At 70.3% G+C, this 15,592-nt stretch carries 14 protein-coding genes and 2 pseudogenes; 6 read left to right on the forward strand and 10 right to left on the reverse strand.

Going from position 1 to position 15,592, the window contains the following annotated elements:
- Complete coding sequence (locus tag IF88_RS0130685; protein WP_030719714.1) at positions 1–1,056, reverse strand: ferredoxin reductase; 1,056 nt, start codon at positions 1,054–1,056, stop codon at positions 1–3.
- Positions 1,057–1,143: 87 nt separating this feature from the next.
- On the opposite strand from IF88_RS0130685, the gene IF88_RS0130690 reads away from it, so the two are divergent.
- On the forward strand, positions 1,144–2,283 hold the full coding sequence (locus tag IF88_RS0130690) for a PucR family transcriptional regulator (RefSeq protein WP_030719717.1): 1,140 nt from the start codon (positions 1,144–1,146) through the stop codon (positions 2,281–2,283).
- 115 nt (positions 2,284–2,398) lie between these two features.
- On the opposite strand, the gene IF88_RS44380 is transcribed toward IF88_RS0130690, so the two are convergent.
- Positions 2,399–2,752, reverse strand: coding sequence for a ribosomal protein L7/L12 (locus IF88_RS44380; protein WP_267884538.1), 354 nt, complete (start codon positions 2,750–2,752; stop codon positions 2,399–2,401).
- 65 nt (positions 2,753–2,817) lie between these two features.
- Positions 2,818–3,451: pseudogene (locus tag IF88_RS44385) on the reverse strand (IS5 family transposase); the annotation flags it as partial.
- Between IF88_RS44385 and mobF the strand changes: the two are divergent.
- A pseudogene (mobF, locus tag IF88_RS41125) lies at positions 3,359–4,164 on the forward strand (MobF family relaxase); the annotation flags it as partial. The pseudogenes IF88_RS44385 and mobF overlap by 93 nt on opposite strands.
- Positions 4,165–4,362: 198 nt before the next feature.
- Here the strand turns inward: mobF and IF88_RS0130705 are convergent.
- Entirely contained in the window at positions 4,363–5,178 is an 816-nt protein-coding gene (locus tag IF88_RS0130705; protein ID WP_030719720.1) for a hypothetical protein, read from the reverse strand.
- Positions 5,179–5,262: 84 nt separating this feature from the next.
- Here IF88_RS0130705 and IF88_RS44390 point away from each other — a divergent pair.
- Positions 5,263–6,122, forward strand: a protein-coding gene (locus IF88_RS44390) for an IS5 family transposase (protein ID WP_420711013.1) whose coding sequence is annotated in 2 segments (ribosomal slippage) — positions 5,263–5,629 and positions 5,629–6,122 — 861 coding nt in all. Because the reading frame shifts where the segments join, the coding sequence is not laid out codon by codon here.
- Here the strand turns inward: IF88_RS44390 and IF88_RS46835 are convergent.
- The 4 genes from IF88_RS46835 to IF88_RS0130730 form a co-directional block, all read right to left on the reverse strand.
- Positions 6,068–6,730, reverse strand: a complete 663-nt coding sequence (locus IF88_RS46835; RefSeq protein ID WP_158754677.1) for a hypothetical protein — start codon at positions 6,728–6,730, stop codon at positions 6,068–6,070. The two genes, IF88_RS44390 and IF88_RS46835, sit on opposite strands and share 55 nt — an antisense overlap.
- A gap of 1,419 nt (positions 6,731–8,149) precedes the next feature.
- Positions 8,150–8,389: a hypothetical protein gene (locus tag IF88_RS0130720; RefSeq protein WP_030719728.1), complete on the reverse strand. Its 240-nt coding sequence runs from the start codon at positions 8,387–8,389 to the stop codon at positions 8,150–8,152.
- 442 nt (positions 8,390–8,831) lie between these two features.
- A complete protein-coding gene (locus tag IF88_RS0130725; protein WP_030719730.1) occupies positions 8,832–9,707 on the reverse strand; it encodes a YwqG family protein in 876 nt (291 codons plus the stop codon).
- Positions 9,708–9,827: 120 nt separating this feature from the next.
- Positions 9,828–10,103: a DUF6355 family natural product biosynthesis protein gene (locus IF88_RS0130730; RefSeq protein ID WP_030719732.1), complete on the reverse strand. Its 276-nt coding sequence runs from the start codon at positions 10,101–10,103 to the stop codon at positions 9,828–9,830.
- 185 nt (positions 10,104–10,288) lie between these two features.
- Between IF88_RS0130730 and IF88_RS0130735 the strand changes: the two genes are divergently transcribed.
- Positions 10,289–10,525: a hypothetical protein gene (locus IF88_RS0130735; protein ID WP_030719735.1), complete on the forward strand. Its 237-nt coding sequence runs from the start codon at positions 10,289–10,291 to the stop codon at positions 10,523–10,525.
- Between the two features lie 70 nt (positions 10,526–10,595).
- Here IF88_RS0130735 and IF88_RS0130740 read toward each other — a convergent pair whose 3' ends face one another.
- On the reverse strand, positions 10,596–11,006 hold the full coding sequence (locus IF88_RS0130740) for a C40 family peptidase (protein WP_030719736.1): 411 nt from the start codon (positions 11,004–11,006) through the stop codon (positions 10,596–10,598).
- A gap of 414 nt (positions 11,007–11,420) precedes the next feature.
- Here IF88_RS0130740 and IF88_RS0130745 point away from each other — a divergent pair, with 414 nt between their 5' ends.
- Both IF88_RS0130745 and IF88_RS0130750 read left to right on the forward strand, forming a co-directional pair.
- Entirely contained in the window at positions 11,421–12,746 is a 1,326-nt protein-coding gene (locus tag IF88_RS0130745) for an MFS transporter (protein ID WP_030719738.1), read from the forward strand.
- Complete coding sequence (locus IF88_RS0130750; RefSeq protein WP_051837840.1) at positions 12,743–13,933, forward strand: anhydro-N-acetylmuramic acid kinase; 1,191 nt, start codon at positions 12,743–12,745, stop codon at positions 13,931–13,933. The genes IF88_RS0130745 and IF88_RS0130750 overlap by 4 nt, the downstream gene beginning before the upstream one ends.
- A gap of 43 nt (positions 13,934–13,976) precedes the next feature.
- Here IF88_RS0130750 and rox read toward each other — a convergent pair whose 3' ends face one another.
- A complete protein-coding gene (gene rox, locus IF88_RS0130755) occupies positions 13,977–15,488 on the reverse strand; it encodes a rifampin monooxygenase (RefSeq protein WP_030719742.1) in 1,512 nt (503 codons plus the stop codon).
- Between the last annotated feature and the right edge of the window lie 104 nt (positions 15,489–15,592).

Consider the following 15,592-nt stretch of genomic DNA (forward strand, 5'->3'; position numbering starts at 1 on the left):
CTACCGTTCGATGTCGCAGGGGCCCGCCGCGGCGGACACACAGGTCTGGATGAGGACGCCCGGCTCGGCCTCGGTGATCTCGCCGGTGCGCAGGTCGCGGACGGCGCCCGCCTTGAGCGGCGTGATGCAGCCGAAGCAGATGCCCATGCGGCACCCGGAGGGCATGAGCACGCCGGCCTCCTCGCCGATGTCCAGCAACGGCGTGGCGCCGTCCGCGTCGACGGTCTTGCCGGTGGCGCTGAACGTGACCTCGCCGCCGTCGCCGGCGACGACGATGCCGGGGCGGAAGCGTTCGGTGTGCAGACGCTCTTTGACGCCGTGCTCGGTCCAGTGCTCTTCGGCGGCGTCGAGCAGGCCCGCGGGCCCGCAAGCCCAGGTCTCGCGCTCGGCCCAGTCGGGCACGAGTTCGTCGAGACGGGCGATGTCGAGCATGCCGTCCGTGTCGGTGTGCACCTCGGTGAGCCGCAGCTTCTTGTCCGCGACCAGGTCGTGCAGTTCGTTACGGAAGATCACGTCCTGCGGCTGTGGCGCGCAATGGACCATGACGACGTCGTCGAACTCGGTGTCGCGCAGCATGCCCATCACGGGCGTGATGCCGCTGCCGGCCGTCAGGTAGAGCACCTTGACGGGCTTGGCCTGCGGCAGCACGAAGTCACCGGTCGGCTGGTCGAGCTGGATCAGCGTGCCCGGTTTCGCCCTGCGGACCAGGTGGTTGCTGACCTTGCCGTCTGGGATCGCCTTCACGGTGATCGTGACGCGGCCGTCCTGGCGGTTTGTCGGCGAGGTGAGGGAGTAGGCACGCCACAGGCGCACCCCGTCGACGTCGACCCCGATCCGCACGTACTGACCGGCTGTGTGGCCGCGCCAGCCCCGTCCCGGCCTGATCACGATGGTCGCGGCGTCACCCGTCTCGGGGTGCACGGCCTCGATGCGCCCACGCAGGTCAGCGCCCGCACGCAGCGGGCTGACCAGGTCGAGGTAGTCCGACGGCAGTAGCGGCGTCGTGACTATCTCCAGCAGTTTCCACGCCCTGCTGCGGAGGGCTGTACTCGTCATGACTCCAGCTTGCTGCGCCGCAAGGCGTAAAGTCCTGACCGCAGGACGTAAATCTGGTCGGCTGAATTGTTCGCAGGGAACAAAAACATGAGCCATGCAATCCAGAGGGCCAGCGAGCTGGCCCTGGATGAGAAGACGGTCACCGCACTGCGGGCCGCGCTGAAGACCACCGCCGACGAGGTCGTCCAGGCGATCATCGACGAGGTCCCTCCCTACGCCAACGCCCTTTCAGGCCACATGGGCGCCACCATCCGCCGAGCCGTCCGTACTGCCCTGGGGCACTACCTGGACCTCGCGAGCGGGAACGCTACAGGCGGCGACGCCGGTGACGCAGCCTACGAGCTGGGCCGCGGCGAGGTGCGCGACGGCCGTTCGATGGACGCCCTGCTCAGCGCCTACCGCGTCGGCGCCCGCGTGGCCTGGCGATGCCTGGCAGCGGGTGCCGTACCCGTAGGTCTACCCGCCGCCGAGGTCGCCAAGTTCGCCGAGCTGACCTTCGCCTACATCGACGAGCTCTCTGCCGCGAGCGCCGCGGGCCACGCCGACGAACTGGCCGCCCGGGGCAGGGCCCACGAGCGCCACCTGGAACACCTGGCCCGGGACCTCCTCGCCGGCGCGAGCCCGGACGTGCTGCTGGCCTCTGTTCAACGGGCCGGGTGGCAGCCTCCGGTTTCGCTGACCGCAGTCCTGCTGCCCGCCGCCCAGGCCCGGCCTGCCTACCGCGCGCTCGACCCGAGCACCCTCGTCCTCGACGATCTGCCGGACGCCACCGGTGTGCTGCTCGTCCCCGATGCCGACCGATCACATCTCTTGCGGCAGCTGACCGACCGCACCGCCGTGGTCGGCCCGGCCCGGCCATGGACTCGTGCGTCCGCCTCGTACGCACGAGCCGTACGCGCGCGCTCCCTCTCCTCTGATATTCGCGACACAGAGGACCACCTGCCCGAGCTGGTGCTGAGCGCGGACGCGGACGCGTTCGCAGACCTGCGTGCCCGAGCCCTCGCACCGTTGCGGACCTTGCCTGTCGCGACCGCACGGCGGCTGGAGGAGACGTTGCGAGCGTGGCTGCTGCACCAGGGCAGGCGGGACGAGGTGGCGGCGGCGTTGTTCGTCCATCCCCAGACAGTCCGGTACCGGATGTCGCAGCTGCGGGAGCTGTTTCCGGATCTCGCATCGCCACACCGGGTCCTTGAACTGACGCTGGCGGTCGGTCTTCGGGTCAGCTGACGCGTACTTCGACCGTCCACGGCCGCGTCCGCGCCACGCGGGTGAATCCTAGGGTTCGGTGCGCTCGTCGTTTGAGGTGTAGGGCCGTAGGTAGGCCCACTGAACTGGGCCTACCTCAGATCGCCGCGGGTGGGGAACTCGCCCAGCAGATCTCGAGGAACCACGTTTCCGTGTGCCGCGCCGAGTTGACGGGGAAGGCTCCCCGCCTGACGGTGCGGCCGCAGCAATCGCAGAGCAGCGCGGTGCGGGCGCCTGCGTCCTCAAGGATCCGAGCCGTCTCGTCAGCGGCTTCGAGCCATCCGGCTGTCGTGATCTCTACAGGTGCGCTGGCGAGTAGACGGTTGCTGTTCCAGAGACTGAGGCCGGTGACCGTCCGTATGGCACGGACTGCCTCCATTTTCCGGTCTCCTGCTTCTGTCAGCAGCACACGGAATCCTGGCTCTTCCACACACCCTCCCCGGCCGTCCACGAGCTGTCCGGTAAGTGAACCATCACCGCAGCCGTTGAGTGTTGTGGACGATAGGCCCAGCCGGGCTATCGCCGGACCCAGATCAGGATGGCGGCGAGGTGGAGGGCGGCTTGGTAGGTGATGGCGAGCTTGGCGGTGCCGTTCGCATGGCCAGACCTCGCCACTGCTTGAGCCGGTTGATGCATCGTTCAACGGCGTTCCGCTGCTTGTGGGCCTCGCCGTCGAAACCTGGCGGCCGGCCTCCGGCACGGCCCCGCTGCAGGCGGTGACCGACCTGGTCAGCGGGCTGGGGACTGACAGCCTGGATGCCACGCCGACGTAGGTGTCCGCGAATGGCGCGGGATGAGTAGGCGCGATCTGCAAGAACGGCGACCGGTCGGGTTCTCGGTCTTCCGAGGCCGCCCCGCGGGACCCGGATCCTTGCCATGACGGCCTCGAAGGCTGGGGCATCACCGGCCTGACCTGCGGTGGCATGGAAGCCCAGCGGCCGGGCGTGGCTGTCGCTGGCGAGATGGACTTTCGTACTCAGACCGCCGCGGGAGCGTCCGAGTGCGTGATGGTCGGGTTCCGACCGGCCGGGCGCCCCCTCTTCCTGGTAAAGGCGGCATGCTGGTGCGCCCGGCCCTCCTCGGCGAGGGCCGGCACCCGGACGCCGACCGGATCGAACGCGAGCTCCTGGAGGTGGGCGCCGATCCGGCGAAGGCGCGGCGGGCGACGGTGCTGGGCAGGCCATCGAGCACAACCAGTCGGCCGAGAGGCCAAGCAGCGGAGGCCCTGGCTGGCGATGGACCTGGTGTTCCGGGCCCCGTCGACGGCGCACATCGCGTGGGCGCTCGGGGATGACGAGCCCCGGCTGGTGCTGGAGCTGTGCCAGGACATCGCCCCGGGACAAGACGCTGGCGTGGCTCGAGGACGCGGTCGCGGAGATCCGGTGGAAGAGCGGTGGCAAGAGCCGCGCCCGGATCCGCGACGGACTGATCGTTGCGGTCTTTCGGCACTACGAGTCCCGTGCCGTCGATTCGAGGCCCCTGCTTCATGATCATGCCGTGGTGTCCATCCGCGGCCGGCGGCCGGACGGGAGGTGGGGCAACCTCTCGGCGGGCGCCCTGATGACACACATCGTCGCGGCCGACGCCCTCTACACCTTGCTCTTCATGGAGGAGGTCTCGGCCGGGCTCGGGTGGGCGTGGGAACCGCGCGAGGTGACGCCCGGCCGTCGCCCGGTCGTGGAAATCGCCGGGATCGACCAGCGGCTCATCGGCTGGCCGTCCACCCGCCGCCAGCAGATCGAGGACGCGCTGCCCGTCCTCACGGCCCAGTACGAGGGGCGGCAGGGGCACCCACCGGGGGAGCATGCCGCCTACGCGCCGGCCTGCCAGGCCGCCGACCAGACCCGCATGCCCAAGCGCACAGTGTGGGAGGCCGAAGCCCATACCCATCATTGACGGTTACCTATCTCGCGGCCGTGTGACTTCCTGTTAGGAGGCGGCAGGCGGCCGTCAGCGTCCTCATGAGGGAATGTGACCACCTGGACGGGGAACTACCTCACGCCGAACTGACCGAGGTGGGGAGAATGGGCGACCGCCGCCACCCCAGGTCGGGCGGTCGGATCAGCGAGCCCAGGGCAGTCGTACGGCCTCGATCTCCGAGTCGTTGAGGAGGGCCTCGACGAGCGGCGCCGGGCCGGCGACCTTGGTGGCCCACAAGTCGTAATCCGTACACAGGGCCCAGGACCGGTCGTGGGCCCAGAGGTTGGACGGGCTCCAGAACTCCTCCTCGGGGTGGTCATACAAGGCCTTGGCGTCCGTGAGCCGGCCAGCCCGGACGTGCAGGTTGTCGAAGTCCTCGGCCCTCTGCCCCAGCGGGGTGTAGTAGGCGAGGCAGCGGGTGTCCGGGCCCTGAGGGCTGTGCTCGGTGAGGATCTCGATCAGTCGGTTCCAGTCGGCACGGTCCAGGCTGCCCTCGGAGGGCGACGCGATACCGACCGGCCAACCGTCCGTCTCGTGGAGCGAAGGGAAGGACCTGGGGCAGGGCAGGAACCCCTCGGGGGCCACGGGGTCTCCGGTCCGCATGGAGAGTTCCGCCCAGCGCAGACGGCGGTAGCGTGGTCCGGGGTCCTCGCCCGTCCGCTTGGCGAAGGTGTTCGAGAGGTCGGTGAACACGTCCGCCGGGTCGAGACCCGGGATGATCTCCGGGCTGGTGGCGTTCCAGTTCAGGAAGGCACGCTGGTACTCGACGTACGACATCTCGAAGGGCCCGAGTTCGTGTTCGTACATGGCGTGGAGCACCCAGGCCGCATCAGGCAGCGGTGGCGGCATGAAACCGGTGAGCCCGTCGTCGGCGGCCAGTGCACGAAGCCAGTCAGTCTCCGCGGCTGCGGCGAGCGGCCAGCGGGCGGTCGCCAGAGCGGCGGAGGTCTCATACATCAGCTCAGGATATGAGCGCAGATCCGGTGCTGCTCAGGGGGTCCGTCTTCAAATGATCGTTCGATGATGGATCATGGTCTCGTGATTCGTCGTCATGAACTGACTGATGCCGAGTGGGAGTTGCTGGCCCCGCTGATACCGAGGGCCGGCAGGGGCCGGCCTCGGGCGGAGGACCGCAGGGTCATCAACGGGATGGTCTACAAGATCCGGACCGGGGTTTCCTGGCGTGACCTGCCGGAACGTTACGGCCCGTGGAAGTCGGTCTACACCCGCTTCCGCCGCTATGCCATCGACGGAGTGTTCACCCGGGCCCTGCAGCAGATCCAGGCGCAGGCCGACGCGGCTGGTGACATCGACTGGCTGGTCCAGATCGACTCCACCATCGTCCGCGCCCACCAGCACGCCGCCGCCACGGGGCGAAAAGGGGGAAACATCGGGCGGACGAAGCGGACGATCACGCCCTCGGCCGATCCCGCGGAGGCCTGACCACCAAAATCCATCTCGCCTGCGATGGCCGCGGCCGGCCCCTGGCCGTACTGCTGACTCCCGGCCAACGGCACGACGGCATCTGCGCACGACCTCTGCTCGAACGCATCCGGGTGCCCCGCACCGGCCTTGGCCGGCCCCGCTGCCGACCGGACCACGTCATCGCCGACAAGGCCTACAGCTCGCGGGGATTCCGCGCCTACCTGCGCCGACGCGGCATCGGGCACACCATCCCGGAGAAGAGAGACCAGAAACGGCACCGCCACAACCGAGGCCGGCGAGGCGGCCGACCGACGGGTTTCGACAGCAAGATCTACTGCCGTCGCAACACGGTCGAACGCTGCTTCAATCGACTGAAAGGCTTCCGAGGCATCGCCACCCGCTACGAGAAGACAGCCACCTCCTACGAAGCAGCGGTCACACTCGCATCGCTCCTGCTCTGGGCAAGATCGGTTTGAAGGTGGACCCTAGTGTCTGTGTCGGCCGGCTTGCCCGACGCTTTCACCCAGTTCTCGATCTGCTTTCGCGTCTGGGAATCCCCGATGGTGATCCGCGAGGTTGCTGGGATGTTGGCGGCTTGTGTGACGGTGACCTGACCGCGAGCTTGTTCCGGGGCACCTTCACCGGAGGCGTATTCAATCACCATGGCGTTCTTACTGCACAGGAGGGATGCCCAGACTCTCTGGTTTCCGGGGCCTGAGGCGCTGTTGTAGGGGCCTGCCGGGTAACCGTTGCTTCCCTGGCCATTGGCAGGCCACTTCGAGACCAGATGAATTTGATTCACCTTAGGGTCTCCTTTGGAAGCGGCCAGGATTCCACAGGAATCGTTATTCACGTAGGCGATAAGGCGATTCTGGCCATATTGAAGCTCGGAAAGAATCTTGACGGGGTCTGATATGTCGGCCAGTGGATCGCCAGAGACGGAAATCGCTTCAAGTTGAGCCAGAGGGGCGAATTGGATGCCATTCGGGGGCGTTTCACCGTCGCGGCGACCGCCGCTTTCACACCCTGCGATGAAGAAAATGAAGGCAGCCCCGATGGCTAGAGTCCGATGATTTCGAGCCATGGGGCTGCACCTCATTCAGGTCGTATCTTCAGCGCTTCGTTACTGCGTCCACTGATTGAAGCAGACGCCCACAGGCTTGTAGGCCCAGACCCTCTTCCCCGTAGGCAGGTCGCCGCCGGCACCGGACCAGGCCTCGCCTTCCTATATGTGGTAGAGCGGGAAGGCCTGGATGGCCCCCACTCGCCTTCGAGCACCTCGGAACGCGACTCGTTCTTGACACCGTAGGTGCTGGTGACGCTCCAGCCCAGGCCCGCCGAGATGTACTTGAGGTCGACGTTGATCTCCCTCGTGACGGTGGCGGCCACGCTCTTGTCGACCGACAGGACGAATGATGTCGGTTCCGCAGGACTGGGCGATCCAGTGGCCGTTCTTGATTCGATAGAAGACGTCCGCGCCTGTCGGTGCAGGGGCTACCGGAGAAGCAGTCTCGGCCGACAGCTGACTGTTTCCGGCCGGTGCCTCAGTCCGCTCGACCACGGTGTTCGGGCCCGGGGTGAAGAACTTGCCGTCCGCGGAGGTCGAGCTGGTGGGGACGCCTAACGGAGAACTACCTTCCGCATGGGACACCCCAGCCCCCTGGTTGCAGTCAGGGCGGCAGTCGCACCCGATACAGCCAGAATCTTGGTGATTTCACGCGGCCTCAAGGGTTGCCGCTTCAAACATTTGCTATTTAGTGGCTGCGCGCAATGAAGTGCTGACGAAATTGGCCTCTGTGGCGAATCTCCGCCCTGCCGTAATTCCCGTTCCGTACTTGACGGTTTTCTGGCACTGCCGAGCCCTCTCGGGCGGCTCCGAGTACGACGCCGCCATGGCGCTGAGACTGCCTTCGCAGTCGCCGGAGGCCAGGGCCCGCACGCCGGAGCCGCCCCACTCGCTCGCAGCGCCAGCAGACTCGCTCCGTACCCCCGTCGGCGAGTGCGATCAGGGCTGTACGAACGTGACGCATCGGACGCGCGCTGACCGGGGTGTCCGGGCACCGACAGGACGTGGACGGCCCCCTCCGCGCCCCGGCGGGTGTACGCGTGCACGGGATGCCCCTCGTCCAGCGCCCGGACCGCGGGGGCGGTCTCGGTGGTGGGGCCGTCCAGGAGATCCGTCGTGCCGGCTGTGGCCACCCGTTCGTTCCTGCCGCTGCGGGAGGTCAGGTCCACGGCCGCGGCGTCGCACATGGTCCGGAACACGAACCCGGCGAGCTCCCGCCAGGCTCCCGCTCGTCGGACGACGTGCCGACCTGCGCGAGAGCCTCCTCCATCGCGCGCAGGCGTGCCTCCAGGCCATCCCGGTCGTGCCTTTCACCAGCCCAGCGTTATTGCCTGACCTCGGGCAAGGCGGGGTGACGGCGTCGCGGTCGGCGTCCGGACCGCCGAGCAGCCCGGACGAGTGGGCGGCGCCCGGGTGTTCGTGCGACCTGTGGCGCGATCACGCCCCGTCCGGCGCGGTCGTACGCGCGACGATCGGAGCGGTCCGCGCCGCAGGCGAGCCCCGTTCGCCGGACCCGGCCGTGCGGGCGCACCGGCAGACGGTGCCTTCGGGCGCGGACGCCAGCGCCCGCTGCCGCCGGACGTGGCGGGCGCGCAGTACTGCGTACAGCGCGGCGGTGGCGACGCCGACGGCGCACCAGGCGCCGAGGATCACGGCGATCGTGGTGAGGACGGCCACGGGTGCTCCTCGGGTGGGAGTCGGCGGGAGCAGCGGCAGGGGAGACGGCCGCCGGCGGAGGCATGCGGGCCGGGGGCACCGGGTTCGACCGCGGCCGCCGGACGGTGGGGTGACTCGCCGCGTAGCACGATGCGTTGTCCTTGCCGCCGGTGCCGAGGTGCGCACACGCGCCGAAGAAGGCACACGCGCCGAGGAACGCCGATACATCTGCGACGAGAAGAGTCACCATGAACCGCCTTCGGGCAACGATCGTGAGCGGCGCGGCCGTTGTGGCCGCGGACGCCATGCCCCGGGGAGCGTCACTCGGCAGCGGAGTGTCGAAGCCGGCCGGGCCGTGTGGTGCTCACCGTGAGGGACAAGTACCCCGAGCGCGTGGACTTCACGCTGCCAACTGCCCCACGAGAGGGGAGTATCGGGGTGTTCCCCCGCCGCCGAGGCCGTGTCAGCAGCACTGCCAGGTGAAGCGGGCCTCCTCGAAGCGGCCCGCCGCCAGGTCGGCCGGGCGCATCAGCCAGTACAGGGTCCCGACGTCCCCCCACATCATGTCCGCCTCGTGATCGGTGTCGATCTGCGCGAGGAGCACCCACCCGGCGGCCTCGTCGGCCAGGCGGGGGTCCTGCCAGGAGGTGCCGGGGCCGAGCAGCGCGCCCGCGATCTCCCACTCCACCGCCCCCTGTACGGGCACGGCGTGGCCGCCGAGCCGGTGCCGGGCGCCCCTGGGATCGGGGTCGAGGGCCCTGAGGGCCTTGGAGAAGGGCCTGGCGTTGACCGGGTGGCCGCGCCAGTCGCGCGAGCCGACGACGTCGCCGAAGGCAGCGCGCACGCTCGGAGCGTCGTCCGCCGGCACGGTGAGCCCCGCCTGCGCGCTGAGCGGCACCTCGGGGTACGGGGGCAGCCCGGCGGGGGCGGGGTGCGGGTGGGTGGCGGCGCCGGCCGGGACGTACAGCACCTGGGCGCCCGGTCGGGTTTCGGGGTCCTCGGGGTGGACGAGGGGGTCTTCGCCGTCGAGGCGCCCGTCGAAGAGGAAGAAGAGGAGCGTCCCGGAGGTGGGCAGGGAGAGGCCGACGTCGCCCGCCGCCGCGAGGGCCGCGCAGTCGAGGGACGCGATGTGCGAGAGCGGGCCGTTCCCCTCCCACACCGGCCACGGTGTGTCGGCGGGCAGCTCCGGCAGTCCTCCGAGCTGCCCCGCCCGCGGTCCGTCACCCGCGTGCGCCAGGCGCAGGCCCGGGGCGAGCATCCCGAGCCATCGCGCGGCGTCGTCGGGGGAGAGGAGGCGGTGGGCGAGCTCGTGCAGGGCTTCGGCGGGAGCGTGCGTCATGGATCGATCATGCACGAGAGCACTGACATCCCCCCGGGAGGTTGGGAACTGCGCCGGCGCCGGGCGCGGACCCTTACGGACCCGCTCGCACCCGTGTCGGCCGGCGCAGCGCCCGTCCGCTCAGCAGGTGCGTCCGACGTAGTGGGCGTTGCTCACCTTGCTGCGCGATCCGAGCCACGTCTTGCCGGGGGCCACGCACTTCTCGTAGTTGGGCCCGAAGACCTCGACCTCGATGATGACCCGGGAGCCGTCGTTCGTGCAGTGGTTGTAGAAGGAATCGGAGCCCGTGGCGAAGTACCCGCACGGATCGGCGGTCGCGGGCGTGGCGGTGACCAGCCCGCCCGCGATCATCAGGCCGGCGGACAGCAGGGCGGTGGCGAGGCGACGAGCGTGCACGGAAACTCCTCGGAATTCGGTTGCTGACAACAATGCGATCACCCTAGGCGCCACCCACCTGGCCGAATCGATTCAGCGGTGACCCGACACACCGATAGTGTGAAGCCGGAACCGGCTGCGTCCACTCGGCGGTAGACGCGCCGACGAATCGCATTACGTGGGCGTCGGCATGGAACGATCTCCGCATGACAGAGAGCTCGAGCCCGTACATCTCCTCGCCGAGGGTCACAGTGCTGGCAGTGCAGCCCGGCGATCCGCCTTTCCGGATCGTGGAGATCGACGGGGAGATGGTCCGTATGGCGGAGTCCATGACCGACGTGATCCTGGCTGCCGCGGCCGCGGGAATCACGATCCACGACCTCGACGATCCGGACGCGGTCCGTTGGGTGGGCGGCGGTAAACTCACCTGGCGGCTGCACTAGCGCCCTGGCCGCCCCGCGGGACGGTCTGCGGGAGCTTCGGGGCGCCGGGGGTTCGGGGCCGGGCGCCGGTTCAGGTGGGCCGGCCGTAGCGGACCTCTGTGCTCCAGATCCGCTCCAGGCGGACGAAGGTGCCTGGGCGTGGAGCGTGCCAGATCCTGTCCTCGCCCGCGTAGATGCCCACGTGGCCCATGGTCGCGCCGCGGGGGAAGAAGACCAGGTCACCGGTCACGCGATCGGACTTGGGGATGTGGCGGGTGTGCTCGTACTGCTGCTCGGCGGTGCGCGGAAGGCGTTTGCCGGCCTTCTTGAAGGCGTAGAGGGTCAGCCCCGAGCAGTCGAAGCGTTTGGGCCCGGTGGCGCCGTAGGCGTACGGCGAGCCCTGTTTGGAGGCGGCCACCTCCACGGCTCTCGCGCCGTAGGGGGCTGCCGCCTCGGCCGGCTCCGCGTAGCCGGTCAGTGCGACGGCGGTGAGCAGCAGTATGGAGAAGACGGCACGCGCTCTGGGGCAACAGCCCGTGAGGAGAGAGCCCTTGGGGGCCTTTCGGAAGTCGGTCCCGAAGCAGGACAATCGTGATACCTCCGCAATCGGTTGGCAGGCGGCAGTTCGGTTCAGATCAGCGGTCCGGTCCTGTTCTCGGTGGAATACGTCGTGGCTTGGCTCTGACGGCGGACCAGTTTTCACCGACACAATGCGACTGACGGCCTCGGACACGGCGCGAATTGTCCCGAATTTCCATTCGATTCGAGATAATAGTTATGCATGACTTCCGAACGCGGTCCCAAACCCCGCCGAAATCCGGGAACTTCGGAACCGGCCTGCCAACTCCCCGGCGCATACGGCTGAACCGCGCCGCCACGAGGCATCGGGCCACCGCCGAGCGGGAACTCAGCACGGGTGACCTCGACCGAAGTGCTCCCGGCGCCACCGCCTCGCGCCGCTGCCCGCCGGGCCCTGCTCGCCGGTTCGGCCGGCAATCTCGTCGAGTGGTACGAGTTCGGCGTCTACGGCTGCTTCGCCACCGTCATCGCGGCCAACTTCTTCACCCCGCCCACGGGCGCGCGATCCGGGAGCGGTGTCGAGGCGCTCGTCGCCACGTACGCCTCGTTCGCGCTCGCCTTCTTCTTCCGCCCCGTCGGCGCGCTGCTCTTCGGCCGCCTCGGCGACCGTCTCGGCCGGCGTCCCACCCTCGTCCTCGTCGTCGGCCTCATGACGCTCACCACCACCCTGATCGGCCTTCTCCCCACCCGGGAGGCCATCGGCCCGGCCGCCCCCTGGCTCCTCACGTTCCTGCGCGTACTGCAAGGACTCTCCGCGGGCGGGGAGTTCGGCGGCGCGGTGTCCCTGCTGGCGGAGTACGCGCCACCGGGCCGGCGGGGCCTCTACGGGGCGTGGCAGTCCTTCACCGTCGCCCTCGGCCTGCTGGCCGGCGCCGGTACGGCCGCCGCCCTGGCGACGGTCCTGCCCGCCCCGGCGCTGTACGCGTGGGGGTGGCGCATCCCGTTCCTGCTGGCCCTGCCGCTCGGGGCGGTCGCGCTGTGGCTGCGCACGGCGCTGGAGGAACCGCCCGGGGCGCCCCCGGCCAAGGCCGCGTCCGCGGCCCGCGGCGGCCAAGTGCCGCCCGGCGGTGGGGTGCAGGCCCGTGCGGTCGTCCTCGGCATCGGGCGGATCATGGGCTGGTCGGCGGCCGGGTACACCTTCCTCGTCGTCCTGCCGTCCTACCTCCAGTCCACACTGGGGGCCTCCTTCCGCAACGCCCTCCTGGCCACCACGCTCGTCAACCTGGGGTTCGCCGCCTCGATCCTGCCCGCCGGGCTGCTCAGCGACCGGTACGGGCGGCGCCCGGTCATGCTCGGCGGCGCGCTCGGGATCGCCGTACTCGCCTTTCCCCTCCTGCACTTGCTCCAGTCCCCGGACGCCTCCCCGCAAGCCCGGGCCGCGGCCGTGCTGACGGCGGGCGCGCTCGTCGGACTACTGGCCGGACCGGGGCCGGCCATGCTCGCCGAGATGTTCCCCCGACGAGTGCGCTGCACCGGCCTCGGGCTGGCCTACGCCCTCACCAACGCGGTGTTCTCCGGCTGCGCGGGGCTCGTCATCACCGCATTGACCGCACGGACAGGAGACACCGCCATCCCCGCCTACTACGCCGCCGGCGCCTGCGCCATCAGCTCACTCGCACTGCTGACCCTGCGCGGGAACGACCACCGGGAGCCCCTGCGATGAGGGTGGTCGGCCTGATGTCGGGGACCTCGTACGACGCCGTCGACGCCGCGGCCTGCGACCTGGGCGTCCCGGCCGGGGACGACACGCTGCACCTCACCCCGCTGGGCATGGTGAGCGAGCCGTACCCGGCCGGGCTGCGGAGCGCGCTCGCGGCGGCCCTGCCGCCCACCGCCACCACGCTCGCCGACGTGTGCCGGCTCGACACGCACATCGGGCAGACGTTCGGACGGCTCGCCGTCCGCGCCGACCGGGAACTGTGCGACGGACGGGCCGAGTTGATCGCCTCACACGGCCAGACCGTGTACCACTGGGCGGCGGACGGGCGGGTCCACGGCACCCTCCAGCTCGGCGAACCGGCCTGGATCGCCGAGGCCACCGGCCGCCCCGTCGTCTCCGGCTTCCGCCCGCGGGACGTGGCCGCCGGCGGCCAGGGCGCGCCGCTGGTGAGCCTGATCGACCTGATGCTGCTGCGCGGCCGGCCCGGTGTGCCGGCCGCCCTGAACATCGGGGGCATCTCCAACGTCACCGTGCTGCCGCGGTACGGCGACCCCGTCGCGTTCGACACCGGCCCGGGCAACGCGCTGATCGACGCGGCGGTGCGCGAGCTGACCGGCGGGCGGCTCGCCTACGACGAGGACGGCGAGCTCGCCGCCGCCGGACGGGTGCACGAGGCCCTGCTGGAACGGCTGCTCACGGAGCCGTACTACCGGTTGCCCGCGCCGCGCACCACGGGCAAGGAACTGTTCCACGAGGGCTACCTGCGCTCCCGGCTGACCGGCTTCGGGCAGCTCCCGCCGCAGGACCTGGTCGCCACGCTCACGCGTCTCACCGCCCGGACCGTCGCCGACGCGCTGCGGCCGCTGGGCGCCACCGAGGTCTACGCGTCGGGCGGCGGCGTGCGCAACCCGACGCTGACGGGCATGCTCCGCGCCGAGCTGGGCGGCACGGCGCTGCACACCTCGGAGGAGCTCGGGCTGCCGGCCGCGGCGAAGGAGGCGTACGCGTTCGCCGTGCTCGGGTACCTCACCCTGCACGGCCTCCCGGGCAACGCTCCCGGATGCACCGGAGCCGACGGCCCCCGCGTCCTCGGTTCGATCACGCCGGGCAGCAGCCCGCTCCGGCTGCCCACGGAGCCCACCGTTGCTCCGCGTTCCCTGACCGTACGGGCCGCCCCGGTACCGCGCTGACACCACGGGCCCCACGACCGCGTGACCGACTCGCCCGGGCGCCTCAACTCGCCGCGGCCCCGAACCACTTGGGCAGGTGGTTGAGCAGATCCCGCTGGTCGTCGCCGACCCACGCCACGTGGCCGTCCGGCCGCAGCAGCACCGCGGGCACGTCGAGTTCCTCGTCGGCGTCGACGAGATCGACGACGTGCTCGACCCGGTCCGCCCAGCCCTCCACCGAGAGCCGGCCGGTCTGGTCGAGCAGCAGACCACGGCCGTCGTGCATCAGCCCGTAGAGCCGGCCCTGCTTCAGGTTCAGGTCCCGCATCCGGCGGCCGAGCAGTGCGTGGCCCTCACCGAAGTCGTAGCGGATGTCGACCGCGGTGATCATCCCGGTGACGTACCGGTTCGCCTCCTCGACGTCCAAGAGCCTCGACAACAGCTTCCGCAGCGCGGTCGCACCCGGATCGGTCCCCAGCAGCGTCATCTGCGCGCGGGTGTTGTCGAGCACGGCGGCGCCCACCGGGTGCCGCTCTGCGTGGTAGCTGTCCAACAGCCCTCCCGGCGCCCAGCCGTTGACCTCCGCGGCCAGCTTCCAGCCGAGGTTGAACGCGTCCTGCACGCCGAGGCCGAGCCCCTGCCCGCCGGTCGGCGGGTGGATGTGCGCCGCGTCGCCCGCCAGCAGCACCCGGCCGACCCGGTAGCGCTCGGCCTGCCGGGTGGCATCGCCGAACCGGGACAGCCAGCGGGGTGAGTGCACACCGAAGTCGGTGCCCGCGAAGGCCCGCAGCTGCCGCTTGAACTCGTCGAGCGTCGGCGCGGTCGTACGGTCCTCGGCCACGCCGTCGGCGGGCACGCCGATGCGGTACACCCCCTGCTCCCCGTCCACGTCGGGGATGGCGCCGAACCGCAGTTGGGTCTTGCGGACCTCCTCGACGGCGGCGGCGATCGTCGCCGGATCCTCGGTCACCTCCATGTCGCCCAGCAGCGTCTCGACGCGGGAGGGCTCGCCGGGGAAGCCGATGCCGGTCAGCTTGCGCACCACACTGCGGCCCCCGTCGCACCCGACGAGGTAGCGCGACCGCAGGCGCATGCCCTCCCCGCCGGCTCCGCCCTCATCGGCGCTGCTCCCCCCGCTCACGGCCCCACGCACCAGCTCGACGGTCACCCCGTCCCCGTCCTGGCTCAGCCCGACCACCTCGCAGCCGCGCCGGATCTCGGCACCCAGTTCGAGGGCGCGCTCCTCGAGCAGCCGCTCGGTGACCGGCTGCGGGGTGGTGAGGCCGTACGGGTGGGCGGTGTCCAGCCGCTCCGGCCACGGCTTCATGACGCCGCCGAAGAAGCCGCCGACCCGGAACTTCTCACTCACCGCGAGGAACCGGTCCAGCAGGCCGCGCTGGTCCAACAGCTCGACGCTGCGCGCGTGCATGCCGCGCCCGCGGGACTGCCCCGTCGGCTCGGTCAGCTTCTCCAGCACGACCACGTGCACCCGGGCCAGCCGCAACTCGCAGGCCAGCATCAGGCCGGTCGGTCCAGCGCCGACGACGATCACGTCGACCGTGTTCAGCGCGTTCATCGTGTTCCTCACGAAAGCCCCGTTTCCGCAGGTTCCGGCTTCGGCCGACGATTCTGCGCCACGGCAGGGGCCTTGCCGCAAGCCCCCCCGTGCGCTATATGTTG

This window comes from Streptomyces sp. NRRL F-2580 (assembly GCF_000720115.1).
GTDB lineage: Bacteria > Actinomycetota > Actinomycetes > Streptomycetales > Streptomycetaceae > Streptomyces.

What these genes read in the sequence shown, in the direction of transcription:
- IF88_RS0130735 (WP_030719735.1), top strand. Translation starts at nt 10,289, where the DNA reads ATGACAGAGAGCTCGAGCCCGTACATCTCCTCGCCGAGGGTCACAGTG.
- IF88_RS0130685 (WP_030719714.1), bottom strand. Translation starts at nt 1,056, where the DNA reads ATGACGAGTACAGCCCTCCGCAGCAGGGCGTGGAAACTGCTGGAGATA.
- IF88_RS0130750 (WP_051837840.1), top strand. Translation starts at nt 12,743, where the DNA reads ATGAGGGTGGTCGGCCTGATGTCGGGGACCTCGTACGACGCCGTCGAC.
- IF88_RS0130690 (WP_030719717.1), top strand. Translation starts at nt 1,144, where the DNA reads ATGAGCCATGCAATCCAGAGGGCCAGCGAGCTGGCCCTGGATGAGAAG.
- rox (WP_030719742.1), bottom strand. Translation starts at nt 15,488, where the DNA reads ATGAACGCGCTGAACACGGTCGACGTGATCGTCGTCGGCGCTGGACCG.
- IF88_RS46835 (WP_158754677.1), bottom strand. Translation starts at nt 6,730, where the DNA reads ATGGCTCGAAATCATCGGACTCTAGCCATCGGGGCTGCCTTCATTTTC.
- IF88_RS0130705 (WP_030719720.1), bottom strand. Translation starts at nt 5,178, where the DNA reads ATGTATGAGACCTCCGCCGCTCTGGCGACCGCCCGCTGGCCGCTCGCC.
- IF88_RS0130725 (WP_030719730.1), bottom strand. Translation starts at nt 9,707, where the DNA reads ATGACGCACGCTCCCGCCGAAGCCCTGCACGAGCTCGCCCACCGCCTC.